Origin of the sequence: Streptomyces sp. NPDC058371 (assembly GCF_042723265.1) — a bacterium.
Classification (GTDB): Bacteria; Actinomycetota; Actinomycetes; order Streptomycetales; family Streptomycetaceae; genus Streptomyces.
The window spans coordinates 251,637-276,389 of the sequence record NZ_JBHXJC010000007.1; the positions used below are offsets into that span (position 1 = coordinate 251,637).

Annotated in this window: 39 protein-coding genes; 36 read left to right on the top strand and 3 right to left on the bottom strand. The window is 66.8% G+C overall.

Going from position 1 to position 24,753, the window contains the following annotated elements; all coding sequences use genetic code 11:
* The first annotated feature begins 43 nt into the window (after positions 1 to 43).
* The 31 genes from rpsJ to truA all read left to right on the top strand — a co-directional run bounded on the left by rpsJ (position 44) and on the right by truA (position 17,430).
* Positions 44 to 352, top strand: a complete 309-nt coding sequence (gene rpsJ, locus ACFWM2_RS22510; RefSeq protein ID WP_003948644.1) for a 30S ribosomal protein S10 — start codon at positions 44 to 46, stop codon at positions 350 to 352.
* Positions 353 to 369: 17 nt separating this feature from the next.
* Positions 370 to 1,014: a 50S ribosomal protein L3 gene (rplC, locus tag ACFWM2_RS22515; protein ID WP_151482635.1), complete on the top strand. Its 645-nt coding sequence runs from the start codon at positions 370 to 372 to the stop codon at positions 1,012 to 1,014.
* Between the two features lie 5 nt (positions 1,015 to 1,019).
* On the top strand, positions 1,020 to 1,685 hold the full coding sequence (gene rplD, locus ACFWM2_RS22520; protein ID WP_383282625.1) for a 50S ribosomal protein L4: 666 nt from the start codon (positions 1,020 to 1,022) through the stop codon (positions 1,683 to 1,685).
* Complete coding sequence (gene rplW, locus ACFWM2_RS22525; RefSeq protein WP_362904134.1) at positions 1,685 to 2,101, top strand: 50S ribosomal protein L23; 417 nt, start codon at positions 1,685 to 1,687, stop codon at positions 2,099 to 2,101. Before rplD ends, rplW begins: the two co-directional genes overlap by 1 nt.
* A 39-nt stretch (positions 2,102 to 2,140) precedes the next feature.
* The gene (gene rplB / locus ACFWM2_RS22530; RefSeq protein WP_028805741.1) at positions 2,141 to 2,977 is read left to right on the top strand and encodes a 50S ribosomal protein L2; all 837 of its coding nucleotides are present in this window, start codon (positions 2,141 to 2,143) and stop codon (positions 2,975 to 2,977) included.
* 12 nt (positions 2,978 to 2,989) lie between these two features.
* A complete protein-coding gene (gene rpsS / locus ACFWM2_RS22535; protein WP_010986346.1) occupies positions 2,990 to 3,271 on the top strand; it encodes a 30S ribosomal protein S19 in 282 nt (93 codons plus the stop codon).
* A gap of 41 nt (positions 3,272 to 3,312) precedes the next feature.
* Positions 3,313 to 3,660 (top strand): 50S ribosomal protein L22, encoded by a 348-nt coding sequence (gene rplV / locus ACFWM2_RS22540; protein ID WP_006604878.1) that lies wholly within the window; start codon positions 3,313 to 3,315, stop codon positions 3,658 to 3,660.
* Entirely contained in the window at positions 3,660 to 4,499 is an 840-nt protein-coding gene (rpsC, locus tag ACFWM2_RS22545) for a 30S ribosomal protein S3 (RefSeq protein ID WP_383282630.1), read from the top strand. The genes rplV and rpsC overlap by 1 nt, the downstream gene beginning before the upstream one ends.
* 5 nt (positions 4,500 to 4,504) lie before the next feature.
* On the top strand, positions 4,505 to 4,924 hold the full coding sequence (rplP, locus tag ACFWM2_RS22550) for a 50S ribosomal protein L16 (protein ID WP_033319640.1): 420 nt from the start codon (positions 4,505 to 4,507) through the stop codon (positions 4,922 to 4,924).
* On the top strand, positions 4,924 to 5,148 hold the full coding sequence (rpmC, locus tag ACFWM2_RS22555; protein WP_003998824.1) for a 50S ribosomal protein L29: 225 nt from the start codon (positions 4,924 to 4,926) through the stop codon (positions 5,146 to 5,148). Before rplP ends, rpmC begins: the two co-directional genes overlap by 1 nt.
* Complete coding sequence (gene rpsQ / locus ACFWM2_RS22560; RefSeq protein ID WP_010986349.1) at positions 5,148 to 5,432, top strand: 30S ribosomal protein S17; 285 nt, start codon at positions 5,148 to 5,150, stop codon at positions 5,430 to 5,432. The genes rpmC and rpsQ overlap by 1 nt, the downstream gene beginning before the upstream one ends.
* Positions 5,433 to 5,565: 133 nt before the next feature.
* Positions 5,566 to 5,934: a 50S ribosomal protein L14 gene (gene rplN, locus ACFWM2_RS22565; RefSeq protein ID WP_003998823.1), complete on the top strand. Its 369-nt coding sequence runs from the start codon at positions 5,566 to 5,568 to the stop codon at positions 5,932 to 5,934.
* Between the two features lie 2 nt (positions 5,935 to 5,936).
* Complete coding sequence (rplX, locus tag ACFWM2_RS22570; RefSeq protein WP_383282634.1) at positions 5,937 to 6,260, top strand: 50S ribosomal protein L24; 324 nt, start codon at positions 5,937 to 5,939, stop codon at positions 6,258 to 6,260.
* Positions 6,260 to 6,817 carry a 50S ribosomal protein L5 gene (gene rplE / locus ACFWM2_RS22575; RefSeq protein ID WP_148010026.1) on the top strand — a complete coding sequence of 186 codons (558 nt, stop codon included), beginning with the start codon at positions 6,260 to 6,262 and terminating at the stop codon, positions 6,815 to 6,817. The genes rplX and rplE overlap by 1 nt, the downstream gene beginning before the upstream one ends.
* Before the next feature lie 5 nt (positions 6,818 to 6,822).
* A complete protein-coding gene (locus tag ACFWM2_RS22580) occupies positions 6,823 to 7,008 on the top strand; it encodes a type Z 30S ribosomal protein S14 (RefSeq protein ID WP_003948630.1) in 186 nt (61 codons plus the stop codon).
* 207 nt (positions 7,009 to 7,215) lie between these two features.
* On the top strand, positions 7,216 to 7,614 hold the full coding sequence (rpsH, locus tag ACFWM2_RS22585) for a 30S ribosomal protein S8 (protein ID WP_383282637.1): 399 nt from the start codon (positions 7,216 to 7,218) through the stop codon (positions 7,612 to 7,614).
* A gap of 24 nt (positions 7,615 to 7,638) precedes the next feature.
* Entirely contained in the window at positions 7,639 to 8,178 is a 540-nt protein-coding gene (gene rplF, locus ACFWM2_RS22590) for a 50S ribosomal protein L6 (RefSeq protein ID WP_383282640.1), read from the top strand.
* A gap of 3 nt (positions 8,179 to 8,181) precedes the next feature.
* Positions 8,182 to 8,562 (top strand): 50S ribosomal protein L18, encoded by a 381-nt coding sequence (gene rplR, locus ACFWM2_RS22595; protein WP_383282643.1) that lies wholly within the window; start codon positions 8,182 to 8,184, stop codon positions 8,560 to 8,562.
* Between the two features lie 64 nt (positions 8,563 to 8,626).
* Positions 8,627 to 9,232 (top strand): 30S ribosomal protein S5, encoded by a 606-nt coding sequence (rpsE, locus tag ACFWM2_RS22600; protein ID WP_006376045.1) that lies wholly within the window; start codon positions 8,627 to 8,629, stop codon positions 9,230 to 9,232.
* Between the two features lie 2 nt (positions 9,233 to 9,234).
* Complete coding sequence (gene rpmD, locus ACFWM2_RS22605; RefSeq protein ID WP_383282647.1) at positions 9,235 to 9,417, top strand: 50S ribosomal protein L30; 183 nt, start codon at positions 9,235 to 9,237, stop codon at positions 9,415 to 9,417.
* Between the two features lie 2 nt (positions 9,418 to 9,419).
* Positions 9,420 to 9,875, top strand: a complete 456-nt coding sequence (gene rplO, locus ACFWM2_RS22610) for a 50S ribosomal protein L15 (RefSeq protein ID WP_383282650.1) — start codon at positions 9,420 to 9,422, stop codon at positions 9,873 to 9,875.
* Between the two features lie 222 nt (positions 9,876 to 10,097).
* The gene (secY, locus tag ACFWM2_RS22615; protein WP_383282653.1) at positions 10,098 to 11,411 is read left to right on the top strand and encodes a preprotein translocase subunit SecY; all 1,314 of its coding nucleotides are present in this window, start codon (positions 10,098 to 10,100) and stop codon (positions 11,409 to 11,411) included.
* On the top strand, positions 11,411 to 12,073 hold the full coding sequence (locus ACFWM2_RS22620) for an adenylate kinase (RefSeq protein ID WP_383282656.1): 663 nt from the start codon (positions 11,411 to 11,413) through the stop codon (positions 12,071 to 12,073). Before secY ends, ACFWM2_RS22620 begins: the two co-directional genes overlap by 1 nt.
* Before the next feature lie 104 nt (positions 12,074 to 12,177).
* On the top strand, positions 12,178 to 13,014 hold the full coding sequence (map, locus tag ACFWM2_RS22625; protein WP_383282659.1) for a type I methionyl aminopeptidase: 837 nt from the start codon (positions 12,178 to 12,180) through the stop codon (positions 13,012 to 13,014).
* 141 nt (positions 13,015 to 13,155) lie between these two features.
* Entirely contained in the window at positions 13,156 to 13,377 is a 222-nt protein-coding gene (gene infA, locus ACFWM2_RS22630; RefSeq protein ID WP_003948620.1) for a translation initiation factor IF-1, read from the top strand.
* A gap of 57 nt (positions 13,378 to 13,434) precedes the next feature.
* Positions 13,435 to 13,548: a 50S ribosomal protein L36 gene (gene rpmJ, locus ACFWM2_RS22635; RefSeq protein WP_003998809.1), complete on the top strand. Its 114-nt coding sequence runs from the start codon at positions 13,435 to 13,437 to the stop codon at positions 13,546 to 13,548.
* A gap of 210 nt (positions 13,549 to 13,758) precedes the next feature.
* Positions 13,759 to 14,139, top strand: coding sequence for a 30S ribosomal protein S13 (rpsM, locus tag ACFWM2_RS22640; RefSeq protein ID WP_383282662.1), 381 nt, complete (start codon positions 13,759 to 13,761; stop codon positions 14,137 to 14,139).
* A 97-nt stretch (positions 14,140 to 14,236) separates the two neighbouring features.
* Entirely contained in the window at positions 14,237 to 14,641 is a 405-nt protein-coding gene (rpsK, locus tag ACFWM2_RS22645) for a 30S ribosomal protein S11 (protein ID WP_003948617.1), read from the top strand.
* A 113-nt stretch (positions 14,642 to 14,754) separates the two neighbouring features.
* The gene (locus ACFWM2_RS22650) at positions 14,755 to 15,777 is read left to right on the top strand and encodes a DNA-directed RNA polymerase subunit alpha (RefSeq protein ID WP_003966937.1); all 1,023 of its coding nucleotides are present in this window, start codon (positions 14,755 to 14,757) and stop codon (positions 15,775 to 15,777) included.
* 198 nt (positions 15,778 to 15,975) lie between these two features.
* Complete coding sequence (gene rplQ, locus ACFWM2_RS22655) at positions 15,976 to 16,491, top strand: 50S ribosomal protein L17 (protein WP_383282665.1); 516 nt, start codon at positions 15,976 to 15,978, stop codon at positions 16,489 to 16,491.
* Between the two features lie 75 nt (positions 16,492 to 16,566).
* Entirely contained in the window at positions 16,567 to 17,430 is an 864-nt protein-coding gene (gene truA, locus ACFWM2_RS22660; protein ID WP_383282668.1) for a tRNA pseudouridine(38-40) synthase TruA, read from the top strand.
* A gap of 15 nt (positions 17,431 to 17,445) precedes the next feature.
* Here truA and ACFWM2_RS22665 read toward each other — a convergent pair whose 3' ends face one another.
* Positions 17,446 to 18,312: a hypothetical protein gene (locus tag ACFWM2_RS22665; protein ID WP_383282670.1), complete on the bottom strand. Its 867-nt coding sequence runs from the start codon at positions 18,310 to 18,312 to the stop codon at positions 17,446 to 17,448.
* Positions 18,313 to 18,386: 74 nt separating this feature from the next.
* Here ACFWM2_RS22665 and ACFWM2_RS22670 point away from each other — a divergent pair, with 74 nt between their 5' ends.
* The 4 genes from ACFWM2_RS22670 (at position 18,387) to glmM (ending at position 22,386) form a co-directional block, all read left to right on the top strand.
* Complete coding sequence (locus ACFWM2_RS22670) at positions 18,387 to 19,589, top strand: glycosyltransferase family 87 protein (RefSeq protein ID WP_383282673.1); 1,203 nt, start codon at positions 18,387 to 18,389, stop codon at positions 19,587 to 19,589.
* 205 nt (positions 19,590 to 19,794) lie between these two features.
* Positions 19,795 to 20,238 carry a 50S ribosomal protein L13 gene (gene rplM / locus ACFWM2_RS22675; protein WP_010986363.1) on the top strand — a complete coding sequence of 148 codons (444 nt, stop codon included), beginning with the start codon at positions 19,795 to 19,797 and terminating at the stop codon, positions 20,236 to 20,238.
* 42 nt (positions 20,239 to 20,280) lie between these two features.
* Positions 20,281 to 20,802: a 30S ribosomal protein S9 gene (rpsI, locus tag ACFWM2_RS22680; RefSeq protein WP_383282676.1), complete on the top strand. Its 522-nt coding sequence runs from the start codon at positions 20,281 to 20,283 to the stop codon at positions 20,800 to 20,802.
* Between the two features lie 225 nt (positions 20,803 to 21,027).
* Positions 21,028 to 22,386, top strand: a complete 1,359-nt coding sequence (gene glmM, locus ACFWM2_RS22685) for a phosphoglucosamine mutase (RefSeq protein ID WP_383282679.1) — start codon at positions 21,028 to 21,030, stop codon at positions 22,384 to 22,386.
* Here glmM and ACFWM2_RS22690 read toward each other — a convergent pair.
* Complete coding sequence (locus ACFWM2_RS22690; RefSeq protein WP_383282682.1) at positions 22,383 to 23,327, bottom strand: DUF389 domain-containing protein; 945 nt, start codon at positions 23,325 to 23,327, stop codon at positions 22,383 to 22,385. The genes glmM and ACFWM2_RS22690 overlap by 4 nt on opposite strands.
* A gap of 23 nt (positions 23,328 to 23,350) precedes the next feature.
* Complete coding sequence (gene coaA / locus ACFWM2_RS22695; protein ID WP_383282685.1) at positions 23,351 to 24,340, bottom strand: type I pantothenate kinase; 990 nt, start codon at positions 24,338 to 24,340, stop codon at positions 23,351 to 23,353.
* Between the two features lie 169 nt (positions 24,341 to 24,509).
* Between coaA and ACFWM2_RS22700 the strand changes: the two genes are divergently transcribed.
* A complete protein-coding gene (locus ACFWM2_RS22700) occupies positions 24,510 to 24,746 on the top strand; it encodes a hypothetical protein (protein ID WP_383282688.1) in 237 nt (78 codons plus the stop codon).
* Positions 24,747 to 24,753 lie beyond the last annotated feature (7 nt).

Here is a 24,753-nt window from a genome sequence, read left to right on the forward strand (position 1 = left end):
GGGTTCCAGAGCGTTTCACTAGACAAAGGACTACTGAGTAGCCATGGCGGGACAGAAGATCCGCATCCGGCTCAAGGCCTACGACCACGAGGTCATCGATTCCTCGGCGAAGAAGATCGTCGAGACGGTGACGCGTACTGGTGCGTCGGTCGCGGGCCCGGTGCCGCTGCCTACCGAGAAGAACGTGTACTGCGTCATCAAGTCGCCGCACAAGTACAAGGACTCGCGCGAGCACTTCGAGATGCGCACGCACAAGCGCCTGATCGACATCCTCGACCCCACGCCCAAGACCGTTGACTCTCTGATGCGACTCGACCTCCCGGCCGGTGTCGACATCGAGATCAAGCTCTAGGGATCGGTGATCTGAGAATGGCTAAGCAGATCAAGGGCATCCTGGGCGAGAAGCTCGGCATGACGCAGGTGTGGGACGAGAACAACCGTGTTGTTCCGGTCACCGTCGTCAAGGCCGGCCCGAACGTCGTGACCCAGGTCCGTACGAATGACTCCGACGGCTACGAGTCGGTCCAGATCGCCTTCGGCGAGATCGACCCTCGCAAGGTGAACAAGCCCCTCAAGGGTCACTTCGCCAAGGCCGACGTCACCCCCCGCCGCCACCTCGTCGAGATCCGTACCGCTGACGCCAGCGAGTACACCCTCGGCCAGGAGATCACCGCCGAGACCTTCGAGTCCGGCGTCAAGGTGGACGTGACCGGCACGAGCAAGGGCAAGGGCTTCGCCGGTGTCATGAAGCGTCACAACTTCAAGGGACTCGGCGCCGGTCACGGCACCCAGCGCAAGCACCGCTCTCCCGGCTCCATCGGTGGCTGTGCCACCCCGGGCCGTGTGTTCAAGGGCCTCCGCATGGCGGGTCGTATGGGCAACGAGCGGGTCACCACCCAGAACCTGACCGTTCACGCCGTTGACGCGGAGAAGGGCCTGCTCCTTATCAAGGGCGCGGTTCCTGGTCCGAACGGCGGCCTCGTCCTGGTCCGCACCGCGGCCAAGGGGGCCTGAGGACTATGAGCACCATTGACATTCTGTCGCCCTCCGGCGACAACGCCGGGACCGTAGAGCTCCCGGCCGAGATCTTCGACGTGGAGAAGATCAGCATTCCGCTGCTTCACCAGGTCGTCGTCGCACAGCTGGCCGCCGCCCGTCAGGGCACGCACAAGGTCAAGCGTCGTGGCGAGGTCCGCGGTGGCGGTAAGAAGCCTTACCGCCAGAAGGGCACCGGCCGCGCGCGCCAGGGTTCGACCCGTGCGCCGCAGTTCGCCGGCGGTGGCGTCGTCCACGGCCCCACGCCGCGTGACTACTCGCAGCGGACCCCGAAGAAGATGAAGGCCGCGGCCCTGCGCCACGCCCTCACCGACCGGGCCCGCAACGCTCGCATCCACGTCATCACCGGCGTGATCGAGGGCGAGACCATCTCCACCAAGGCCGCGAAGAGCTTCCTCGGCAAGGTCAGCGAGCGCAAGAACGTGCTCCTGGTCATCGAGCGCTCGGACGAGGCCGCGCTGCTTTCCGCGCGCAACCTGCCCCAGGTCCACATCCTGGAGCCGGGCCAGCTGAACACGTACGACGTTCTCGTCTCGGACGACGTGGTCTTCACCCAGGCCGCTTTCGAGTCCTTCGTGTCTGGCGCGCCGCAGTCGTCGGCTGCTGACACCGAAGGGAGCGAAGCCTGATGGCTACGCGTCACCCGAGCATTGCGCCCAAGGCCGCCAAGGCCGCCAAGGCCGCGCGCGTCGCCAAGGCGAAGCGCCACGAGGCCGAGGGCAAGAACACCGTCGAGACCCCGCTGAGCAAGTCCTTCACGGATCCCCGTGACGTGCTCCTCAAGCCGGTCGTCTCGGAGAAGAGCTACGCGCTGCTCGACGAGGGCAAGTACACCTTCGTCGTGGACCCGCGGGCCAACAAGACCCAGATCAAGCAGGCCGTCCAGGCGGTCTTCTCGGTCAAGGTCACCGGGGTCAACACGATCAACCGTCAGGGCAAGCGCAAGCGCACCAAGACGGGCTTCGGCAAGCGTGCTGACAGCAAGCGCGCGATCGTGACCCTCGCTGAGGGCGACCGTATCGACATCTTCGGCCAGGCCTCCTAACGGAGCGCCCTGGTCCGAATATCGGACGAGGACTGAGAAATGGGAATCCGCAAGTACAAGCCGACTACGCCGGGCCGTCGTGGCTCCAGCGTCGCCGACTTCGTCGAGGTCACGCGGTCCACGCCGGAGAAGTCGCTGGTCCGCCCGCTGCACAGCAAGGGCGGCCGTAACAACGCCGGTCGTGTGACCGTTCGCCACCAGGGTGGCGGACACAAGCGCGCCTACCGAGTGATCGACTTCCGTCGTCACGACAAGGACGGCGTGCCGGCGAAGGTCGCGCACATCGAATACGACCCCAACCGCACCGCGCGCATCGCGCTGCTGCACTACGCGGACGGCGAGAAGCGCTACATCCTCGCCCCCCGCAACCTGTCGCAGGGTGACCGCGTCGAGAACGGTCCTGGGGCCGACATCAAGCCGGGCAACAACCTGGCGCTCCGCAACATCCCGGTCGGTACCACGATCCACGCGATCGAGCTCCGTCCCGGTGGCGGTGCCAAGTTCGCCCGCTCCGCCGGTGCCTCCGTGCAGCTGCTCGCGAAGGAGGGCCAGATGGCTCACCTCCGCATGCCGTCCGGAGAGATCCGCCTGGTCGACGTGCGCTGCCGCGCCACCGTCGGCGAGGTCGGCAACGCCGAGCAGTCGAACATCAACTGGGGCAAGGCCGGCCGTAAGCGCTGGCTCGGTGTCCGCCCGACCGTTCGCGGTGTGGCGATGAACCCGGTTGACCACCCGCACGGTGGTGGTGAAGGCAAGACCTCCGGTGGTCGTCACCCGGTCTCGCCGTGGGGTCAGAAGGAGGGTCGTACTCGTTCGCCGAAGAAGGCTTCGAACAAGTACATCGTCCGCCGCCGCAAGACGAACAAGAAGCGCTAGGAGCGGGTTTAGATGCCGCGCAGTCTCAAGAAGGGGCCCTTCGTCGACGACCACCTGATCAAGAAGGTGGACGCCCAGAACGAAGCCGGTTCCAAGAACGTCATCAAGACCTGGTCCCGTCGCTCGATGATCATCCCGGCCATGCTCGGCCACACGATCGCGGTGCACAACGGCAAGACCCACATTCCGGTGTTTGTCACCGAGTCGATGGTCGGCCACAAGCTCGGCGAGTTCTCGCCGACGCGCACCTTCCGGGGTCACGTCAAGGACGACCGGAAGTCGAAGCGCCGCTAACGCGGGGTGGAATGACCATGACAGACACTGGAAGGACAACCATGGAAGCCAGGGCCCAGGCGCGGTACATCCGCGTTACGCCCATGAAGGCCCGCCGCGTGGTGGACCTTATCCGTGGCATGGATGCCACGGAGGCTCAGGCGGTCCTGCGTTTCGCCCCGCAGGCCGCGAGCGTGCCGGTTGGCAAGGTGCTTGACAGCGCCATCGCCAACGCCGCGCACAACTACGACCACACCGACGCCGGCAGCCTCGTCATCTCTGAGGCGTACGTCGACGAGGGTCCGACCCTGAAGCGGTTCCGGCCGCGTGCCCAGGGCCGTGCCTACCGGATCCGCAAGCGGACCAGCCACATCACCGTGGTCGTCAGCAGCAAGGAAGGAACCCGGTAATGGGCCAGAAGGTTAACCCGCATGGGTTCCGGCTCGGCATTACCACGGACTTCAAGTCCCGTTGGTACGCCGACAAGCTGTACAAGGACTACGTCAAGGAAGACGTCGCCATCCGTCGGATGATGACGTCCGGCATGGAGCGCGCCGGCATCTCGAAGGTTGAGATCGAGCGCACCCGTGACCGCGTGCGGGTGGACATCCACACCGCGCGTCCGGGCATCGTCATCGGCCGCCGTGGCGCCGAGGCCGACCGCATCCGCGGCGACCTCGAGAAGCTCACGGGCAAGCAGGTCCAGCTGAACATCCTCGAGGTCAAGAGCCCCGAGACCGATGCTCAGCTGGTTGCCCAGGCCGTTGCCGAGCAGCTGTCGTCCCGCGTCTCCTTCCGTCGCGCCATGCGTAAGAGCATGCAGGGCACGATGAAGGCCGGCGCCAAGGGCATCAAGATCCAGTGCGGTGGCCGTCTCGGCGGCGCCGAGATGTCCCGCTCGGAGTTCTACCGCGAGGGCCGCGTGCCCCTGCACACGCTCCGTGCGAACGTCGACTACGGCTTCTTCGAGGCCAAGACGACCTTCGGCCGTATCGGTGTGAAGGTCTGGATCTACAAGGGCGACGTCAAGAACATCGCCGAGGTTCGCGCCGAGAACGCCGCGGCCCGTGCGGGTAACCGCCCGGCCCGTGGTGGTGGCAACGACCGCCCGGCCCGTGGTGGCCGTGGTGGCGAGCGTGGCGGCCGCGGCCGCAAGCCGCAGCAGCAGTCCGCGCCGGCTGCCGAGGCCCCCAAGGCCGACGCTCCCGCCGCTGCCGCTCCGGCTGAGAGCACCGGAACGGAGGCCTGACCGAAATGCTGATCCCCCGTAGGGTCAAGCACCGCAAGCAGCACCACCCCAAGCGCCGCGGTCAGGCCAAGGGTGGTACGACGGTTGCGTTCGGCGAGTACGGCATTCAGGCCCTCACGCCGGCGTACGTGACCAACCGCCAGATCGAGGCGGCTCGTATCGCGATGACCCGCCACATCAAGCGTGGCGGCAAGGTCTGGATCAACATTTATCCGGACCGCCCGCTCACGAAGAAGCCCGCCGAGACCCGCATGGGTTCCGGTAAGGGTTCCCCCGAGTGGTGGGTCGCGAACGTTCACCCGGGTCGGGTGATGTTCGAGCTGTCCTACCCGAACGAGAAGATTGCGCGTGAGGCGCTTACCCGCGCTGCTCACAAGCTTCCGATGAAGTGCCGCATTGTGCGGCGCGAGGCAGGTGAAGCGTGATGTCGGCCGGTACCAAGGCGTCCGAGCTGCGCGAACTGGGCGACGAGGAGCTTCTTGCGAAGCTTCGCGAAGCCAAGGAAGAGCTGTTCAACCTCCGCTTCCAGGCGGCGACCGGTCAGCTCGAGAACCACGGACGGCTCAAGGCCGTCCGAAAGGACATCGCGCGGATCTACACCCTGATGCGTGAGCGCGAGCTGGGCATCGAGACGGTGGAGAGCGCCTGATGAGCGAGAGCAACGTGACTGAGACCAACGAGCAGCGCGGTTTCCGCAAGACCCGCGAGGGTCTTGTCGTCAGCGACAAGATGGACAAGACCGTCGTCGTCGCTGTCGAGGACCGCGTCAAGCACGCGCTGTACGGCAAGGTCATCCGCCGTACGAACAAGCTCAAGGCCCACGACGAGCAGAACGCTGCGGGCGTCGGCGACCGTGTCCTCCTGATGGAGACCCGGCCGCTGTCCGCGACGAAGCGCTGGCGCGTCGTCGAGATTCTCGAGAAGGCCAAGTAAGGAAATCCCCGCAAGGGGATTCCAAAGACACAGCCTGAGGGGTTTCCCTCAGGTTCGTTCCGCCAGGCTCGGGGCGGGGACGCCGTAACAAGCGCCCCCGCTCCGGGAACCGGCAGACAATCAGGAGATAGACGTGATCCAGCAGGAGTCGCGACTGCGTGTCGCCGACAACACTGGTGCGAAGGAAATCCTTTGCATCCGTGTGCTCGGTGGCTCCGGTCGCCGCTACGCGGGCATCGGTGACGTCATCGTCGCCACCGTGAAGGACGCGATCCCCGGTGGCAACGTGAAGAAGGGTGACGTCGTCAAGGCGGTCATCGTTCGCACCGTCAAGGAGCGCCGCCGTCCCGACGGCTCGTACATCCGCTTCGACGAGAACGCCGCCGTCATTCTGAAGAACGACGGCGACCCTCGCGGCACCCGTATCTTCGGCCCTGTCGGCCGTGAGCTGCGCGAGAAGAAGTTCATGAAGATCATCTCGCTCGCGCCGGAGGTGCTGTAAGCATGAAGATCAAGAAGGGTGACACGGTTCAGGTCATCACCGGCAAGGACAAGGGCAAGCAGGGCAAGGTCATTGCCGCTTACCCGCGCGACGAGCGCGTCCTGGTCGAGGGTGTCAACCGGGTCAAGAAGCACACGAAGGCCGGCCCCACCGCTCGCGGTTCGCAGGCCGGCGGCATCGTGACCACCGAAGCCCCCATTCACGTGAGCAACGTTCAGCTCGTCGTGGAGAAGGACGGCAACAAGGTCGTCACGCGCGTCGGTTTCCGCTTCGACGACGAGGGCAACAAGATCCGCGTTGCCAAGCGGACGGGTGAGGACATCTGATGGCTACCACCACCACTCCGCGTCTCAAGACGAAGTACCGCGAGGAGATCGCGGCCAAGCTGCAGGAAGAGTTCTCGTACGAGAACGTCATGCAGACCCCCGGTCTCGTCAAGATCGTGGTCAACATGGGTGTCGGCGACGCCGCCCGTGACTCGAAGCTCATGGACGGTGCCGTCCGTGACCTGACCACGATCACCGGTCAGAAGCCGGCCATCACCAAGGCCCGCAAGTCCATCGCGCAGTTCAAGCTGCGTGAGGGCCAGCCGATCGGCGCCCACGTCACGCTCCGTGGCGACCGCATGTGGGAGTTCCTGGACCGCACCCTGTCGCTCGCGCTGCCGCGCATCCGCGACTTCCGCGGTCTGTCCCCCAAGCAGTTCGACGGCCGTGGCAACTACACCTTCGGTCTCACGGAGCAGGTCATGTTCCACGAGATCGACCAGGACAAGATCGACCGCGTCCGGGGTATGGACATCACCGTGGTCACCACGGCGACCAACGACGCTGAGGGCCGTGCCCTTCTCCGTCACCTCGGCTTCCCCTTCAAGGAGGCGTAAGCGAGATGGCGAAGAAGGCTCTGATTGCCAAGGCTGCTCGTAAGCCCAAGTTCGGTGTGCGTGGCTACACCCGTTGCCAGCGCTGCGGCCGCCCGCACTCCGTGTACCGCAAGTTCGGCCTGTGCCGCGTCTGCCTTCGTGAGATGGCTCACCGTGGCGAGCTGCCGGGCGTGACCAAGAGCTCCTGGTAATCCCCTAGTTGGGATTCCCCGAAGCTCTCGGTAAGTAAAGGGTCTGGCAGGGGCCCCGCTCTCCATGGCTTAGGCTAGGAGGGTTGGGCGTCTGCCGCCCGTACGACTTACTACGCCGTAGGTCCCCGCACCGCACCCGTCCCGCCACTGAGTGGGGAGAGGGATGGCGCACTGGAAACCCCGGCGAGAGAGGCCGAAGGCCAATTCATGACCATGACTGATCCGATCGCAGACATGCTTACGCGTCTGCGTAACGCGAACTCGGCGTACCACGACTCCGTGGGGATGCCACACAGCAAGATCAAGTCGCACATCGCGGAGATCCTCCAGCAGGAGGGCTTCATCACGGGCTGGAAGGTCGAGGACGCCGAGGTCGGCAAGAACCTCGTCCTCGAGCTGAAGTTCGGCCCGAACCGTGAGCGCTCCATCGCGGGCATCAAGCGGATCTCCAAGCCCGGTCTCCGGGTTTACGCGAAGTCCACCTCCCTGCCCAAGGTGCTCGGTGGCCTCGGCGTGGCAATCATCTCCACGTCGCACGGTCTCCTCACCGACAAGCAGGCCGGCAAGAAGGGCGTAGGCGGAGAAGTTCTCGCCTACGTCTGGTAGCGGAAGGGAACGGAGGAAACAGCTATGTCGCGTATTGGCAAGCTCCCCATCACGGTTCCCGCCGGCGTGGACGTCACCATCGACGGCCGTACGGTCCAGGTGAAGGGCCCCAAGGGCGCTCTCTCCCACACCATTGCGGCGCCGATCGAGATCGCTAAGGGCGAGGACGGCATTCTCAATGTCACCCGCCCGAACGACGAGCGTCAGAACAAGGCCCTCCATGGCCTGTCCCGCACGCTGGTGGCGAACATGATCACCGGCGTGACCACGGGTTACGTGAAGAAGCTCGAAATCAGCGGTGTCGGTTACCGCGTCCTGGCGAAGGGCTCCAACCTGGAGTTCTCGCTCGGCTACAGCCACTCGATCACGGTCGAGGCGCCCGAGGGCATCTCGTTCAAGGTCGAGAACCCGACGCACTTCTCGGTCGAGGGAATCGACAAGCAGAAGGTCGGCGAGGTTGCGGCCAACATCCGCAAGCTGCGCAAGCCCGACCCGTACAAGGCCAAGGGCGTCAAGTACGAGGGCGAAGTCGTCCGGCGCAAGGTCGGAAAGGCGGGTAAGTAAGCCATGGCATACGGTGTCAAGATTGCTAAGGGCGACGCTTACAAGCGTGCTGCCATCAAGCGTCGTCACATCCGGATCCGTAAGCACATCTCGGGTACGGCTGAGCGTCCGCGCCTGGTCGTGACGCGTTCGAACCGCCACATCGTGGCCCAGGTCATCGACGACGTTAAGGGTCACACCCTGGCGTCGGCGTCGACCCTGGACACGTCGATCCGCGGCGAGGGCGAGAAGTCCGCGCAGGCCGGCAAGGTCGGCGCCCTGGTCGCCGAGCGCGCCAAGGCCGCGGGCGTCGAGGCTGTCGTGTTCGACCGTGGTGGTAACCAGTACGCCGGGCGCATTGCCGCTCTGGCGGACGCCGCCCGCGAAGCCGGACTCAAGTTCTGAGTCGCCCGTCGCGCTAGCGACTTCGGTCGCTGCGTAGCTAGCGGAAAAAGAGAGAGGTAATCCAATGGCTGGACCCCAGCGCCGCGGAAGCGGTGCCGGTGGCGGCGAGCGGCGGGACCGGAAGGGCCGTGACGGCGGCGCTGCTGCCGCCGAGAAGACCGCGTACGTTGAGCGCGTAGTCGCGATCAACCGCGTCGCCAAGGTTGTGAAGGGTGGTCGTCGCTTCAGCTTCACTGCGCTTGTCGTAGTGGGCGATGGTGACGGCACCGTCGGTGTCGGTTACGGCAAGGCCAAGGAGGTGCCGGCCGCGATCGCCAAGGGTGTTGAAGAGGCCAAGAAGCACTTCTTCAAGGTCCCCCGTATCCAGGGCACCATCCCGCACCCGATCACGGGCGAGAAGGCCGCGGGCGTCGTCCTGCTCAAGCCTGCTTCCCCCGGTACCGGCGTTATCGCCGGTGGCCCGGTGCGTGCTGTGCTCGAGTGCGCCGGCGTTCACGACATCCTGTCGAAGTCGCTCGGCTCGTCCAACGCGATCAACATCGTGCACGCGACCGTGGCGGCCCTCAAGGGCCTGCAGCGTCCCGAGGAGATCGCGGCTCGCCGTGGTCTGCCCCTCGAGGACGTCGCCCCCGCGGCTCTGCTGCGTGCACGTGCGGGAGCGGGTGCGTAATCATGGCTCAGCTCAAGATCACGCAGACGAAGTCGTACATCGGCAGCAAGCAGAACCACCGTGACACCCTTCGTTCGCTTGGCCTCAAGCGGATCAACGATGTGGTCGTCAAGGAGGACCGCCCCGAGTTCCGCGGCATGGTTCGCCATGTCCGTCACCTCGTGACGGTCGAGGAGGTCGACTGATCATGGCGGAGAACAACCCGCTCAAGATCCACAACCTCCGTCCCGCCCCGGGCGCCAAGACCGCCAAGACCCGAGTGGGTCGTGGTGAGGCGTCGAAGGGTAAGACGGCTGGTCGTGGTACCAAGGGCACGAAGGCCCGTTACCAGGTTCCGGAGCGCTTCGAGGGTGGCCAGATGCCCCTCCACATGCGTCTCCCGAAGCTCAAGGGCTTCAAGAACCCGTTCAAGACCGAGTTCCAGGTCGTGAACCTCGACAAGCTGGCGTCGCTGTACCCGGAGGGTGGCGAGGTCACCGTCGAGGGGCTCGTCGCCAAGGGTGCCGTTCGCAAGAACAGCCTCGTCAAGGTCCTCGGCCAGGGCGAAATCTCCGTGGCGCTGCAGGTGTCGGTCGACGCCGTCTCCGGCTCCGCCAAGGAGAAGATCACCGCCGCCGGCGGTACCGTCACCGAGCTCGTCTGATCCAGTCAGGCGTCTCGATGACTTGAGCGATCCCAACCGGGGATGCCCCACAAAAGGGGCATCCCCGGTTGGTCGTTCCAAGGGGGGCGGTCTCGCCGGTAAGGTGGCCTGCACTGCCAGCTTGCGTGCGGCGCGTTGCCGGGCGGAAGTTGACCCCATTCATTCGTCGAACCTCAAGACCGTCACCTCTGACGCAGTTGCGCGGGGGTCGCAGGAGGCACCGTGCTCACCGCGTTCGCCCGGGCGTTCAGGACGCCCGACCTGCGCAAGAAACTGCTCTTCACACTCGCCATCATCGTGGTGTACCGGGTCGGCACCCACATCCCGATCCCGGGCGTCAACTACACGGCCGTCCAGAGGTGTGTGGACGAGGCCTCGGGCAACCAGGGTCTGTTCGGTCTGGTCAACATGTTCAGCGGTGGCGCGCTGCTGCAGATCACGATCTTCGCTCTCGGCATCATGCCGTACATCACCGCGAGCATCATTCTGCAGCTTCTGACCGTGGTGATCCCGCGTCTGGAAGCCCTCAAGAAGGAGGGTCAGGCCGGCACGTCGAAGATCACGCAGTACACCCGTTATCTGACGGTCGCCCTCGCCATCCTGCAGGGCACCGGTCTCGTCGCGACCGCCCGCAGTGGCGCGCTCTTCAGCGGCTGCACCGTCGGACAGAGCATCGTGCCGGACAAGGCGATCTTCACGACCATCACCATGGTCATCACCATGACCGCCGGCACGGCCATCGTCATGTGGCTCGGTGAGCTCGTCACCGACCGCGGTATCGGCAACGGCATGTCGATCCTGATGTTCATCTCGATCGCCGCGACGTTCCCGTCCGCGCTGTGGGCCATCAAGAAGCAGGGCACGCTGGCCGACGGCTGGATCGAGTTCTTCACCGTCATCGCGGTCGGCCTGGTCATGGTCGGCCTGGTGGTCTTCGTCGAGCAGGCTCAGCGCCGCATTCCGGTCCAGTACGCGAAGCGCATGATCGGCCGCCGGTCCTACGGCGGCACGTCCACCTACATTCCGTTGAAGGTGAACCAGGCGGGTGTGATTCCCGTCATCTTCGCGTCGTCGCTGCTCTACATCCCGGCGCTGGTCGCGCAGTTCTCCAGCGGCAACCCGGGTTGGAAGACCTGGGTGACGCAGAACCTGACCAAGGGCGACCACCCGATTTACATCACCACGTACTTCCTTCTGATCGTTTTCTTCGCGTTCTTCTACGTGGCGATCTCGTTCAACCCCGAGGAAGTCGCCGACAACATGAAGAAGTATGGTGGCTTCATCCCGGGCATCCGGGCTGGCAGGCCGACCGCTGAGTACCTGAGCTACGTACTCAACCGGATCACCTGGCCGGGTTCGCTGTATCTGGGCCTGATCGCTCTCGTACCGACGATGGCGTTGGTTGGCTTCGGGGCAAGCCAGAACTTCCCGTTCGGTGGCACCAGCATCCTGATCATCGTGGGTGTCGGTCTCGAGACGGTGAAGCAGATCGAGAGTCAGCTTCAGCAGCGTAATTACGAAGGGTTCCTCCGCTGATGCGAATCGTCCTCGTCGGGCCGCCGGGTGCCGGTAAGGGAACGCAAGCCGCGTTCCTCGCCAAGAACCTGTCGATCCCGCACATCTCCACGGGCGACCTCTTCCGCGCCAACATCAGCCAGCAGACGGAGCTCGGCAAGCTGGCGAAGTCGTACATGGACGCGGGCAACCTCGTCCCGGACGAGGTCACCATCGCGATGGCGAAGGACCGCATGGAGCAGCCGGACGCCGAGAACGGCTTCCTGCTGGACGGTTTCCCGCGGAATGTGTCGCAGGCCCAGGCGCTGGACGAGATGCTCAAGGCCGAGGGTATGAAGCTGGACGCGGTCCTCGATCTGGAGGTCCCCGAGGACGAGGTGGTCAAGCGCATCGCCGGCCGCCGGGTCTGCCGCAAGGACTCGAGCCACGTCTTCCACGTGGAGTACAAGAAGCCGGTCAAGGACGGCGTCTGTGACGTCTGCGGCGGCGAGCTGTACCAGCGCGACGACGACTCCGAGGAGACCGTCCGCAAGCGCCTCGAGGTCTACCACACCCAGACCGAGCCGATCATCGACTACTACCGGGCCCAGAACCTGGTCGTCACGATCTCCGCGCTCGGCAAGGTGGAGGACGTCACCGTACGGGCCATGGAGGCGCTCAAGCGCCTGGTGGCCAGCAAGTAGTAGTGAACGCTGCTCCGGCCGCGGTGCCCTTGAGGGGCGTCGCGGCCGTAGTGTTGTGCAGGTAGCCGGTTGATTCACGGAGAAGACGGAGAGCGCAGGCCCCCATGGTGCAGATCAAGACCCCCGAGCAGATCGCCAAGATGCGTGAGGCGGGCCTGGTCGTCGCCGCCATCCATGCGGCCACGCGTGAGGCCGCGGTGCCCGGCGCCACCACGAAGGACCTCGACGAGGTGGCGCGCAAGGTGCTCGACGAGCACGGCGCCAAGTCGAACTTCCTCGGCTACGGCGGCTTCCCCGCGACGATCTGCACCTCGGCCAACGAGGTCGTCGTGCACGGCATCCCGGACGAGAAGACCGTCCTCAAGGACGGCGACATCATCTCCATCGACGCCGGCGCCATCGTCGACGGCTGGCACGGCGACGCCGCGTACACCGCGTTCGTGGGCTCCGGTCACGCTCCGGAGCTGATCGAGCTCTCCCGGGTGACCGAGGAGTCGATGTGGGCGGGCATCGCGGCCATGAAGGTGGGCAACCGCCTGGTCGACGTCTCCCGCGCCATCGAGACGTACATCCGCCGCCAGCCCAAGCCCGGCGGCGGCAAGTACGGCATCGTCGAGGACTACGGCGGTCACGGCATCGGCACCGAGATGCACATGGACCCGCACCTGCTGAACTACGTCGAGCGCCGCCGCGGCAAGGGCCCCAAGCTCGTCCCCGGCTTCTGCCTCGCCATCGAGCCGATGGTTTCCCTCGGCACCCCGGCGACGGAGGTGCTCTCCGACGACTGGACCGTCATCACCACCGACGGCACCTGGTCGTCCCACTGGGAGCACTCGGTCGCGCTGACCGAGGACGGACCCCTGGTTCTGACGGCTCCGGACGGCGGCAAGGCGAAGCTCGCCGAGTACGGCATCACGGCTGCGCCCGATCCTCTTGCTTAAGGATCTTCCCTGTGGGGCAAACTTCCTCGATTCGTCTTTCCGGGTGCGCTGACGTAGACTGACTCGTCGGCTCTGGTGCACCCGCATGCCTGCATGCGCTCGTACGGAGTCGATCAAGGTAGTCGATTCGAAGGGCGAAGCGTGGCCAAGAAGCAAGGTGCCATCGAGATCGAGGGCACTGTCGTCGAGTCTCTTCCGAACGCCATGTTCAAGGTCGAGCTCCAGAACGGCCACCAGGTCCTGGCACACATCAGCGGCAAGATGCGTATGCACTACATCCGTATCCTCCCTGACGACCGGGTCGTGGTGGAGTTGTCTCCGTACGACCTGACCCGTGGCCGGATCGTCTACCGGTACAAGTAGATCTTGCCTGTGCCCCGCGCTCGCGGGGTGGTGGCACTGACCCGGAGAACCTCACCAATGAAGGTCAAGCCGAGCGTCAAGAAGATCTGCGACAAGTGCAGGGTGATCCGCCGTCACGGCCGGGTCATGGTCATTTGCGAAAACCCGCGCCACAAGCAGCGCCAGGGCTGACGCACGACCACCTTCTGCATCCGCAGATACTTCGCGCGACGCAAGCAGTACATGTTCATACGCAGAGCCCAGGGCTGAGTCTCATCAGGCCTGACACCCCCGGTCGGAGGCCGGGGACCCGGTTCGTACCGAATCTTCGCAAGACAGAAGACGACGGCGGGCGGGATCCGGTTCTGCGGAAGACCTCCGAACGACAACTGGAGCCATTGAATGGCACGCGTTTCCGGTGTTGACATCCCGCGCGAAAAGCGCGTGGAGGTTGCCCTCACCTACGTGTTCGGCATCGGCCGGACCCTCTCGCAGAAGACGCTGGCTGACACCGGCGTCAACCCGAACACCCGCGTTCGTGACCTCTCCGAAGAAGAGCTGGTCAAGATCCGCGAGTACGTGGACGCCAACTTCAAGACCGAGGGTGACCTCCGTCGCGAGGTGCAGGCCGACATCCGCCGCAAGGTCGAGATCGGCTGCTACCAGGGTCTGCGTCACCGTCGTGGCCTGCCCGTTCACGGTCAGCGCACCAGCACGAACGCTCGTACCCGCAAGGGCCCGCGTCGCGCCATCGCCGGTAAGAAGAAGCCGGGCAAGAAGTAGTCCTCAGCGGACGCTGCGGAAATCCGGGCCCGCCCCGGACCACCGCGAACCAGCGGTCTTCGCTGTAGGACCGACCACCTCCCCGTAGGAGTTATAGATGCCCCCCAAGGGTCGTCAGGGCGCTGCCAAGAAGGTGCGCCGCAAGGAAAAGAAGAACGTCGCTCACGGCCACGCGCACATCAAGAGCACGTTCAACAACACGATCGTGTCCATCACGGACCCGACCGGCAACGTGATCTCCTGGGCCTCCGCCGGCCACGTCGGCTTCAAGGGCTCGCGCAAGTCCACGCCGTTCGCCGCGCAGATGGCTGCCGAGTCGGCTGCCCGTCGCGCGCAGGAGCACGGCATGCGCAAGGTCGACGTCTTCGTCAAGGGCCCGGGCTCCGGTCGCGAGACCGCGATCCGCTCCCTCCAGGCCACTGGCCTCGAGGTCGGCTCCATCCAGGACGTCACCCCCACCCCGCACAACGGCTGCCGTCCGCCCAAGCGCCGCCGCGTCTGACGCACGGTTGTCTTAGGTTTCGGGCGGTATGGCCTTTCGGGGCCATGCCGCCCGTACCCTTGTAGTGATCAAGGGCATCAAATAGTGGGTGCCCATGACTGAAGGACTCCTTCATGCTTATTGCTCAGCGCCCGTCGCTGACCGAAGAGGTCGTCGACGAGTTCCGTTCCCGGTTCGTGATCGAGCCGCTGGAGCCGGGCTTCGGTTACACCCTCGGCAACTCCCTGCGTCGTACTCTCCTCTCCTCGATCCCTGGTGCGGCTGTCACCAGCATCCGGATCGACGGCGTTCTGCACGAGTTCACCACCGTGCCGGGCGTCAAGGAGGACGTCACCGACCTGATCCTCAACATCAAGCAGCTGGTCGTCTCCTCGGAGCACGACGAGCCGGTCGTGATGTACCTGCGCAAGCAGGGCCCGGGTCTGGTCACCGCCGCCGACATCGCGCCCCCGGCCGGTGTCGAGGTGCACAACCCCGACCTCGTCCTCGCCACGCTCAACGGCAAGGGCAAGCTGGAGATGGAGCTGACCGTCGAGCGCGGTCGCGGCTACGTCTCCGCCGTGCAGAACAAGCAGGTGGGTCAGGAGATCGGGCGTATTCCGGTCGACTCGATCTACTCGCCGGTGCTGAAGGTCACGTACAAGGTCGAGGCGACCCGTGTCGAGCAGCGCACCGACTTCGACAAGCTGATTGTCGACGTCGAGACGAAGCAGGCCATGCGTCCGCGTGACGCCATGGCGTCGGCCGGTAAGACCCTGGTCGAGCTGTTCGGTCTGGCGCGCGAGCTCAACATCGACGCCGAGGGCATCGACATGGGCCCGTCCCCCACGGACGCCGCCCTCGCCGCTGATCTCGCCCTGCCGATCGAGGAGCTCGAGCTCACCGTTCGGTCGTACAACTGCCTCAAGCGTGAGGGCATCCACTCCGTGGGTGAGCTCGTCGCCCGCTCCGAGGCCGACCTCCTCGACATTCGTAACTTCGGTGCGAAGTCCATCGACGAGGTCAAGGCGAAGCTGGCCGGCATGGGCCTGGCCCTCAAGGACAGCCCGCCCGGATTCGACCCGACCGCCGCTGCCGACGCCTTTGGCGCCGACGACGACGCGGACGCGGGCTTCGTCGAGACCGAGCAGTACTAAGAGCTCGGGCCCGACGCTCCGTTTTCGGGTGCGGGTGCGTTGTGCTTGATCGCGCCCACGCGACGGAGTCGCATGTTGACTCCGCCCCGCGCCCCTTCCAGGCCCCTTCGGGGGTCTGGATCTCTGACAGGTAACCGCCTGCTCGGATACTGACCCTGGTACCTGATACGGCCGGGGCAGACAGCTAGGAGAGACACCATGCCGAAGCCCACCAAGGGTGCCCGTCTGGGCGGCAGCGCCGCGCACGAGAAGCTGCTCCTCGCGAACCTCGCGAAGTCGCTCTTCGAGCACGGCCGCATCACCACCACCGAGGCGAAGGCCCGTCGCCTGCGCCCGTACGCGGAGCGTCTGGTCACCAAGGCGAAGAAGGGTGACCTTCACAACCGCCGTCAGGTGCTCGCGGTGATCACGGACAAGAGCATCGTGCACACGCTCTTCACCGAGATCGGCCCGCGCTACGAGAACCGCCCGGGTGGCTACACCCGTATCACCAAGATCGGTAACCGTCGTGGCGACAACGCGCCCATGGCTGTCATCGAGCTGGTGGAGGCCCTGACCGTGGCCCAGGAGGCCACCGGTGAGGCCGAGGCGGCGACCAAGCGTGCCGTCAAGGAAGACTCCGTCAAGAAGGACGAGGCCGTCGAGGCCAAGTCCGACGAGGTCGTCGAGGACGCGAAGCCGGCCGAGGCCGAGGACGAGTCCAAGGACGCCTGAGGCTCTGCCTTGCTGTGAGCGGGCCCGTCCCTTCGGGGGCGGGCCCGTTCTCGCGTTTCTGGAAAGGATCTGTGGGTGAGTGACGAAGTGGAGCCCGGGTTCGTCCGGGTGCGGCTCGACCTGTCGTACGACGGGACCGAGTTCTCCGGGTGGGCCAAGCAGGCCGCGGGGCGCCGGACCGTGCAGGGGGAGATCGAGGACGCCCTGCGGACGGTGACGCGTTCCGGGGAGACGACGTACGAGCTGACCGTGGCCGGGCGGACCGATGCCGGGGTGCATGCCCGGGGGCAGGTGGCCCATGTCGATCTGCCCGGGGAGCTGTGGGCGGAGCACCGCGAGAAGCTGCTGAAGCGGCTCGCGGGGCGGCTGCCCAAGGATGTGCGGGTGTGGTCCCTGACCGAGGCGCCGAGCGGCTTCAACGCCCGTTTCTCGGCGATCTGGCGGCGGTATGCCTATCGCGTCACGGACAACCCCGGGGGCGTCGATCCGCTGCTGCGGGGCCATGTCCTGTGGCACGACTGGCCGTTGGACGTCGACGCCATGAACGAGGCCGCCGAACGGCTCGTCGGAGAGCACGACTTCGCCGCCTACTGCAAGAAGCGGGAGGGCGCGACCACCATTCGTACGCTCCAGCAGCTGAGCCTCGTGCGCGGGGACGACGGGGTCATCACGGCGACCGTCCGGGCCGACGCCTTCTGCCACAACATGGTGCGCTCGCTGATCGGGGCGCTGCTGTTCGTGGGGGACGCGCACCGGGGGCCCGAGTGGCCGGGCAAGGTGCTCGCCGCCGGCGTACGCGACTCGGCCGTGCATGTCGTACGGCCGCACGGGCTGACGCTGGAGGAGGTCGGCTATCCCGCCGACGAGCTGCTGGCCGCGCGCAACAAGGAGGCGCGGAACAGGCGGACGCTGCCGGGAGCCCGGCCGGGCTGCTGCTGACCTCCCGGCTGCGGGCTACTGGGCGGCTGCCGCCGAGGCCTGTGCCTCACCGCGGCGGCGGATCTGGCGGAAGGTGAACTCGGCGAGGTCGTCACCGGTCGTGAAGACCTTGGCGTCCTTCTCCGTCACGTCCTTGCCGTTGCTGAACCCGGCGAGCGTGAAGTAGGCGTAGCGGCCGTAGGAGTTGGTCGTCGAGCGGCAGATCGCCGTACGGCAGAAGGCGGCGACGCCGGAGCCGGACAGCGAGGTGATGATGCTCTTCTTGTCCGCTTCCGCCTTGGCCTTGGTCGCCTGGACCTCGGTGTCGAAGACCGCGACACCGACCGTCACCGCGATGCCGTCCTTGGAGTAGGTCACGCGCAGGAACCGGGTGCAGTCGTTCTTGGTGAGGACGGCGGGGAGCGTGCCCTGCGCGGCGGACGCGCAGTTGGTGGTGGAGGCCGTCGGCCCCTTGCGGTAGACCCGCTCGCCCATCGTCAGCTGCGAACCCGGGAAGAGGATGTCCGCGCTGAGCGGCGCTGTGTCCTTCTTCACGCTGGATATGAAGTCCTTCGGATCCAGCGGGGGAGGGGCCGTGGTCGGCTCGAACGAGGGGGCCGGCTCCGCGGTGCCGCTCGGGATGTCGGCGGTGGCGGGCAGGTTGCTGGGCGTGTTGGAGGCCTGGTTGTCCCCGTTCGCCGAGACGACGGCCACGGCGACGGCTGCTCCCACGGCGACCGTGGCCAGGGCGCCGCCGCCGATCAGCAGCAGCCTGCGGCGTTTGTTGCGCGACTCGGAAGCCTCGGCGAGTGCCGCCCAGTCCGGTGTCTGGTTGCCCCACTGCGATTGCTGGGAACCCGATTTCCAGGGATCCCACGGGGGCTCCCCCTGCCCATAGCTCATGGGGCGCATCTTAGACGGGCTGCGGGGGGTGCCGTTCCGCATCAGCAGGCACTTGAGCCCCTAGCGTGATCTGAATGCACACGGGCAAAAGTGACATCTCCGGGTGGTTGGTACGTAGGGCGTCCTGGCACGGGTGGGCGGTGTCCGCCGTGGTGCTCGGTGCCTCCGTGGTGAACGTCGCCCGCCGGACCGCGGACGGCGGGATGGACAACGCGATCGTCGTACGCGCCGCCCGGACCTGGCTGGACGGTGGCTCGCCGTACGCCGACCCGCACTTCCTCTATCTTCCGAGCGCCGTGCTCGCCGCGGTGCCGCAGGCGCTGCTGCCCTCGTACGCGCTGCGCGTGCTCGTGCCGCTGATGGTGACCGCACTGCTGGTCGCCGGCTGGGCCTGCGCGCTGCGGATCCACGGGGTGTGGTGGCGCAGCCGCTTCGCCGTGCTCGGGCTGATCGTCCTCGCCGTGGGCTTCGCGCCCTTCGGGCATCTGGTGCGGCTCGGCAACTGGACCGCGACCGCCGTGCTGGCGCTGCCCCTCGCGCTGCTGTGCGCGGTGCGGGGGCGGTGGGGCGCGGCGGGTGCCGTGATCGGTGCCGCGGTGGCGCTGAAACCGCTGCTCGCACCGGTGGCGCTGCTGTTCGTCTTCGCCGGGCGGTGGCGGGCGCTCGGGGCGGTCGTCCTGGTGCCGGCGGTGGCCTCCGGCGGGGCGGCGCTGCTGATGCCGGATCCCGCGGGCTTCTGCACCCGGACGCTGCCCTTCCTGCTGCGCGGCCAGGACGATTTCGTACGGCTCTACGAGGCGTCGCCGGGGGCGGTGCTGCCGCGGCTCGGGGTACCGGCGGGGCCGGCCGCCGCGCTGGCACTGACCGGTGCCGCGTGGGGGACGTGGTGTGCGTACCGGCGGTGGCGGTGTGCGGATCCCGGGCCGCTGCGGATCGTCGAGACCGCCGCGCTGCTGATGCTCTCGGCGTTCCTGGTCTCGCGGCCGTCGTACGACCACTACCTGGTCGTGGTGGTGCCGCTGCTGCTCGCGGGGGCGCTGTGTCCGGGAGCGGTCGCCCGGCGGCCCTGGTTCTGGCTGGCGCTGGTGCCGCAGATCCCCGGCCTCACCTGGCCCTTCCTGGAGCCGGAGACCCGGCGTGCGTTCCGGGACTGCCTTACGCTGTGTCTACTGGTGCTGGCCGTCTCGGTGGCCGCCCGGCCCGAGCCGCTTCCGGCGACTGCTCACAGCAGGGGCCGCAGCGGTAGCCGCCAGGTGGGTGGCACGCGTGCGTTTTGACCCGTCCGGGGAAGCACGGGTACGCTTGCCCTTCGTTATGTGTATTGGCTTGCTCATTCTCACGTGAGGGGCCCTTACACCGGTCCACCGGGCCGATGACCAGCGGCAGGACTCGGTTGCGTCACCGAGGTCCGCCAGGGCTGTCGTACATCGTCCGTGGTGGCCATGTCAGGACCCACTCACTGAAGAAGCGAAGGCTACGACCGTGCGTACGTACAGCCCCAAGCCCGGCGACATTACTCGCCAGTGGTACGTCATCGACGCCCAGGATGTCGTCCTGGGCCGTCTGGCGACCACTGCCGCGAACATTCTGCGGGGCAAGCACAAGCCGATCTACGCCCCCCACGTCGACGCTGGTGACTTCGTCATCATCATCAACGCCGACAAGGTGCACCTCTCCGGCAACAAGAAGACCCAGAAGCTGGCGTACCGCCACTCCGGTTACCCGGGTGGTCTGCGCTCCGTCCGTTACGACGAGCTGCTGGCGAAGAACCCCGAGAAGGCCGTCGAGAAGGCCATCAAGGGCATGATCCCCAAGAACACCCTGGGCCGTCAGGTGCTCTCGAAGCTGAAGGTCTACTCGGGCGACCAGCACCCGCACGCTGCGCAGCAGCCGGTGCCGTTCGAGATCACCCAGGTCGCGCAGTAGTTCCGGCCACCCCCTAAGACGAAAAAGAATCTGAGGAGAATCGTGGCCGAGACCACCGTTGAGCAGCCGGTCGAAGAGACCGAGGTTGTCGACATCGAGAGCTACACCACCGAGTCCGACGCGCCCGTCGAGGGCGAGTACACCTCGGAGTCCACGGCGTCCCGCTTCGGCGACCCGCAGCCGGCCGCCGGCCTGGGCCGTCGCAAGAACGCCATCGCCCGCGTCCGGATCGTCCCGGGCTCCGGCAAGTGGAAGATCAACGGGCGTACGCTCGAGGACTACTTCCCGAACAAGGTGCACCAGCAGGAAGTCAACGAGCCCTTCAAGGTGCTCGAGCTCGACAACCGCTACGACGTGGTCGCCCGTATCTCGGGTGGCGGCGTCTCCGGTCAGGCCGGCGCCCTGCGCCTCGGCGTGGCCCGCGCCCTGAACGAGGCGGACGTGGACAACAACCGCGGCGCCCTGAAGAAGGCCGGCTTCCTCAAGCGCGACGACCGTGCGGTCGAGCGCAAGAAGGCCGGTCTCAAGAAGGCCCGTAAGGCCCCGCAGTACAGCAAGCGCTAATCTCGCGCTGCTGCTGTACTCCGAACGCCCCGGCGGCACGCTGTGTGCCGCCGGGGCGTTCGTTTATCACAGCCGTGGGCGTATAACGGCATAAGGCCTTCAACGGCTTGCATGCTCGGATGCTTATCGAAGCCTCAGCCGCTTCCGGACACTCGTCAGGGTCGAGGGTTTTGCGAAATGGCTCGGACGGTTTCTCGGGATTTCCGACAGTTCGGAGGACAGCAAGTGGGACGACTCTTCGGCACGGACGGCGTGCGTGGTGTTGCCAATGCGGATCTGACGGCCGAATTGGCTCTCGGTCTCTCCGTCGCGGCGGCACACGTACTGGCCGAGGCGGGCACGTTCGAGGGCCACCGGCCGGTGGCGATCGTCGGGCGGGACCCGCGCGCGTCCGGGGAGTTCCTGGAGGCCGCCGTGGTCGCGGGACTGGCCAGCGCGGGCGTGGACGTCCTGCGGGTCGGTGTGCTGCCCACCCCCGCGGTGGCGTATCTCACCGGCGTGCTCGGCGCCGACCTCGGCGTGATGCTGTCGGCCAGCCACAACGCCATGCCCGACAACGGCGTCAAGTTCTTCGCGCGCGGCGGTCACAAGCTCGCCGACGAGCTGGAGGACCGGATCGAGTCCGTCTACGAGGAGCACCGCACCGGCGCTCCCTGGGACCGTCCGACCGGTGCCGGCGTCGGCCGGGTCCGTGACTACGAGCCGGGCTTCGACCAGTACGTCGCCCACCTCATCAACGTGCTCCCGAACCGTCTTGAGGGGCTGAAGGTCGTCCTCGACGAGGCGCACGGCGCGGCTGCCCGGGTGTCGCCGGAGGCCTTCACGCGGGCCGGTGCCGAGATCATCACGATCGGTGCGGACCCGGACGGGCTCAACATCAACGACGGCTGCGGCTCGACCCATCTGGACCTCCTGAAGTCCGCCGTCATCGAGCACGGCGCCGACCTCGGCATCGCGCACGACGGTGACGCCGACCGCTGCCTGGCCGTGGACCACGCCGGTGCGGAGGTGGACGGCGACCAGATCCTGGCCGTACTGGCGCTGGCGATGCGGGAGCGTTCCGCGCTGCGCTCGGACACCGTGGTGGCGACGGTGATGTCCAACCTGGGCTTCAAGCTCGCCATGGAGCGCGAGGGTGTCTCCCTGGTGCAGACGGCGGTCGGTGACCGTTACGTCCTGGAGGAGATGAAGGAGCACGACTACGCCCTCGGCGGCGAGCAGTCGGGGCACGTCATCATCCTCGACCACGCGACCACCGGTGACGGCACGCTGACCGGTCTGCTGCTGGCCGCCCGCATCGCCCAGAGCGGTCGTACGCTCCAGGACCTCGCGTCCGTCATGGAGCGGCTGCCGCAGGTGCTCATCAATGTGCCGGACGTCGACAGGTCGCGGGTGAAGACCTCCGCCGAGCTGGCCACGGCCGTCGCCGACGCCGAGCGTGAACTCGGCGCCACCGGCCGGGTGCTGCTCCGTTCGTCCGGCACCGAGCCGCTGGTCCGGGTCATGGTCGAGGCCGCCGACATCGACCACGCGCGGTCGGTGGCCGGGCGGTTGGCCGATGCGGTGAAGTCCGCGCTCGGTTAACCGAGTTGCGGGACGGTGCGTGCGCGCTGCCTCGCCCAGAACCACTTCTGGGTGAGCAGCGTGAGCGTGCCGGCGAGCACGATGCCGCCGAGGTTGGCGAGCAGCTGCCAGGTGGAGCCCCAGGTCTGGGAGAAGTCCGTGTAGCTGAAGGCGACCGCCGCGTTGGCGGCCGCCGGGACCGTGGTGACCGAGATCGCGACGCCGATGAGCGCGCCCGACTTGGCCGAGGTGAGGGACAGGGTCCCCGCGATGCCGGCCAGGAACGCCACCACGAAGGACATCCAGTCCGGCTTCCAGATGAAGGCGGTGTTGGGCCGGGCCGCCTCCACCATCGACTTCTCGAAGAGCCCGAAGGCGTCCAGCAGCCAACTGAAGCCCGCGGTCAGCACCATGGCGATCGCGAACCCGGCGAGCAGCGCCCACAGCGACCGCCACACCAGGTGCGGGGCGCGTCGCACCAGGGCCGTGGAGATGCCGGCCAGCGGTCCGAACTCCGGTCCCACGGCCATGGCTCCCACGATCAGGATCGCGTTGTCGAGCATCACACCGCAGGCCGCGAGCATCGTCGCGACGGCGAGGAACGCGACGTAGGTGACGGTGAGCGTGGACTCCTCGTGCGTCGCGTCCGCCAGGTGCTCCCACAGCACCGCGTCCGCGCCCTCGCCCGGTGCCTCGTCCTCCGCCTTGTCGGCGCGCTTCGACAGCGACAGGTCGATGTTCTCGACCGCGATCGAGCCGGTCTTGTCCAGGTCCAACTTCCGCAGCGCGCCGATGAGTTCGTCGCCGGCCTCCCGTGCGACGTCGCACATCACGACGTCCCCGGCGGGGTTGCGGGCGGCGCCCGGGAGCACCACGAGGTGGGCGGTGCCGACCGTCGACTCGACGAGACGTACCACTTCCTCCGTGCGTTCGGCCGGTGTGATCAGGCGCAGATGCAGCATGGCGGCAGCGTAGCCGGGCCGGATTACAGCTTGCGCAGGCTAAGGCGCTGCACCTTGTGGTCCGGGCCCTTGCGGACGACGAGGGTCGCGCGGCCGCGCGTCGGGGCCACGTTCTCCAGCAGGTTGACCTTGTTGATGGTCCGCCAGGTGCTGCGGGCGTAGTCCAGGGCCTCCTCCTCTGAGACCTGGGTGTACTTGAGGAAGTACGAGGACGGGTTCTGGAAGGCGGTCGCGCGCAGCTTGCGGAAGCGGTTGAGGTACCAGGCCTCGATGTCCTCGGCGCGGGCGTCCACGTACACGCTGAAGTCGAAGTAGTCGGCGAGACCGACGCGGGTGCGGCCGTCCTTGCCGGGCAGGGCGGGCTGGAGCACGTTCAGGCCCTCGACGATCAGGATGTCGGGGCGGCGCACGGTCAGCTTCTGGCCGGGGACGATGTCGTAGATGAGGTGCGAGTAGACGGGGGCCGTCACCTCGTCCTTGCCGGCCTTGATGTCCGCGACGAAGCGGGTCAGGGCGCGCCGGTCGTAGGACTCGGGGAAACCCTTCCGCGACATCAGGCCGCGGGCCTCCAGCTCCTTGGTGGGCAGCAGGAAGCCGTCCGTGGTGACCAGCTCGACCCGCGGATGCTCCGGCCAGCGGGAGAGCAGGGCCTGGAGGAGCCGGGCCACGGTGGACTTGCCTACGGCCACGGAGCCGGCGACGCCTATGACGAACGGGGTGCCCGCCTGGGAGCCCTTCTCGCCGAGGAAGGTGTTCAGGGCGCCTCTGAGCCCGTCCGTGGCACCCACGTACAGGTTCAGCAGTCTGGACAGCGGCAGATAGATGTCCCGCACCTCGTCGAGGTCGATGACATCGCCCAGACCGCGCAGCTTCTCGACCTCCTCGGCGTTCAGCGGGAGCGGCGTCTTTTCGCGCAGGGCGCTCCACTCGGCACGGGTGAGGTCGACGTAGGGAGTCGCCTCCGGCCTGGACCGGTGGGCGCTCCGCGGCAACGAGGAGACCGGAGAGATCACAGTCCATTGTTACGGGGATTTGAACGGGATGGCGGGTGGGGTCCGTCACGCACGGCCGGGTGAGACCTGGCCGAATCCCTGGACCGGCACAGCGGACAGGGATACGTTCCCGCCATCCGGGAAGCGAGCCGCGTCCCGGAACACTGGGGGGTTGGGAGTGGCGACCGCCATGCACATCCGTGACTTCGTACGCCGTCGACCCGCACCCGCGCATCCGCCCACGCACTCGGACCTGGCCGCACGGGTGTGCAGCGAGCTGGCCGCCGACCTGCCGGACGAGGACGTGGGCGAGGACCTCGACGACTGTCTCGCCCTGTACGAGCTGGGCAGCAAGCCGCGCTGCGAGGAGGTCGAGTACCTCGGGATGGTCCAGGAGGCGATCGAGCGGATCGAGCGCGGGGAGTGACTCCGGG

Coding starts and splice junctions, on each gene's coding strand:
- rplB (WP_028805741.1), top strand. CDS start 2,141: ATGGGAATCCGCAAGTACAAGCCGACTACGCCGGGCCGTCGTGGCTCC.
- rpsQ (WP_010986349.1), top strand. CDS start 5,148: ATGAGCGAGAGCAACGTGACTGAGACCAACGAGCAGCGCGGTTTCCGC.
- ACFWM2_RS22665 (WP_383282670.1), bottom strand. CDS start 18,312: ATGAGCTATGGGCAGGGGGAGCCCCCGTGGGATCCCTGGAAATCGGGT.
- ACFWM2_RS22670 (WP_383282673.1), top strand. CDS start 18,387: ATGCACACGGGCAAAAGTGACATCTCCGGGTGGTTGGTACGTAGGGCG.
- rplO (WP_383282650.1), top strand. CDS start 9,420: ATGGCGGAGAACAACCCGCTCAAGATCCACAACCTCCGTCCCGCCCCG.
- rpsS (WP_010986346.1), top strand. CDS start 2,990: ATGCCGCGCAGTCTCAAGAAGGGGCCCTTCGTCGACGACCACCTGATC.
- rpsH (WP_383282637.1), top strand. CDS start 7,216: ATGACCATGACTGATCCGATCGCAGACATGCTTACGCGTCTGCGTAAC.
- rpmJ (WP_003998809.1), top strand. CDS start 13,435: ATGAAGGTCAAGCCGAGCGTCAAGAAGATCTGCGACAAGTGCAGGGTG.
- rplW (WP_362904134.1), top strand. CDS start 1,685: ATGGCTACGCGTCACCCGAGCATTGCGCCCAAGGCCGCCAAGGCCGCC.
- rpsK (WP_003948617.1), top strand. CDS start 14,237: ATGCCCCCCAAGGGTCGTCAGGGCGCTGCCAAGAAGGTGCGCCGCAAG.
- rpsM (WP_383282662.1), top strand. CDS start 13,759: ATGGCACGCGTTTCCGGTGTTGACATCCCGCGCGAAAAGCGCGTGGAG.
- ACFWM2_RS22580 (WP_003948630.1), top strand. CDS start 6,823: ATGGCGAAGAAGGCTCTGATTGCCAAGGCTGCTCGTAAGCCCAAGTTC.
- rpsJ (WP_003948644.1), top strand. CDS start 44: ATGGCGGGACAGAAGATCCGCATCCGGCTCAAGGCCTACGACCACGAG.
- rplD (WP_383282625.1), top strand. CDS start 1,020: ATGAGCACCATTGACATTCTGTCGCCCTCCGGCGACAACGCCGGGACC.
- rpsE (WP_006376045.1), top strand. CDS start 8,627: ATGGCTGGACCCCAGCGCCGCGGAAGCGGTGCCGGTGGCGGCGAGCGG.
- rplF (WP_383282640.1), top strand. CDS start 7,639: ATGTCGCGTATTGGCAAGCTCCCCATCACGGTTCCCGCCGGCGTGGAC.
- ACFWM2_RS22650 (WP_003966937.1), top strand. CDS start 14,755: ATGCTTATTGCTCAGCGCCCGTCGCTGACCGAAGAGGTCGTCGACGAG.
- ACFWM2_RS22620 (WP_383282656.1), top strand. CDS start 11,411: ATGCGAATCGTCCTCGTCGGGCCGCCGGGTGCCGGTAAGGGAACGCAA.
- ACFWM2_RS22700 (WP_383282688.1), top strand. CDS start 24,510: ATGCACATCCGTGACTTCGTACGCCGTCGACCCGCACCCGCGCATCCG.
- ACFWM2_RS22690 (WP_383282682.1), bottom strand. CDS start 23,327: ATGCTGCATCTGCGCCTGATCACACCGGCCGAACGCACGGAGGAAGTG.
- rpmD (WP_383282647.1), top strand. CDS start 9,235: ATGGCTCAGCTCAAGATCACGCAGACGAAGTCGTACATCGGCAGCAAG.
- rplX (WP_383282634.1), top strand. CDS start 5,937: ATGAAGATCAAGAAGGGTGACACGGTTCAGGTCATCACCGGCAAGGAC.
- rplQ (WP_383282665.1), top strand. CDS start 15,976: ATGCCGAAGCCCACCAAGGGTGCCCGTCTGGGCGGCAGCGCCGCGCAC.
- rplC (WP_151482635.1), top strand. CDS start 370: ATGGCTAAGCAGATCAAGGGCATCCTGGGCGAGAAGCTCGGCATGACG.
- rplP (WP_033319640.1), top strand. CDS start 4,505: ATGCTGATCCCCCGTAGGGTCAAGCACCGCAAGCAGCACCACCCCAAG.
- map (WP_383282659.1), top strand. CDS start 12,178: ATGGTGCAGATCAAGACCCCCGAGCAGATCGCCAAGATGCGTGAGGCG.
- rplR (WP_383282643.1), top strand. CDS start 8,182: ATGGCATACGGTGTCAAGATTGCTAAGGGCGACGCTTACAAGCGTGCT.
- rpmC (WP_003998824.1), top strand. CDS start 4,924: ATGTCGGCCGGTACCAAGGCGTCCGAGCTGCGCGAACTGGGCGACGAG.
- rplE (WP_148010026.1), top strand. CDS start 6,260: ATGGCTACCACCACCACTCCGCGTCTCAAGACGAAGTACCGCGAGGAG.
- rpsC (WP_383282630.1), top strand. CDS start 3,660: ATGGGCCAGAAGGTTAACCCGCATGGGTTCCGGCTCGGCATTACCACG.
- rplV (WP_006604878.1), top strand. CDS start 3,313: ATGGAAGCCAGGGCCCAGGCGCGGTACATCCGCGTTACGCCCATGAAG.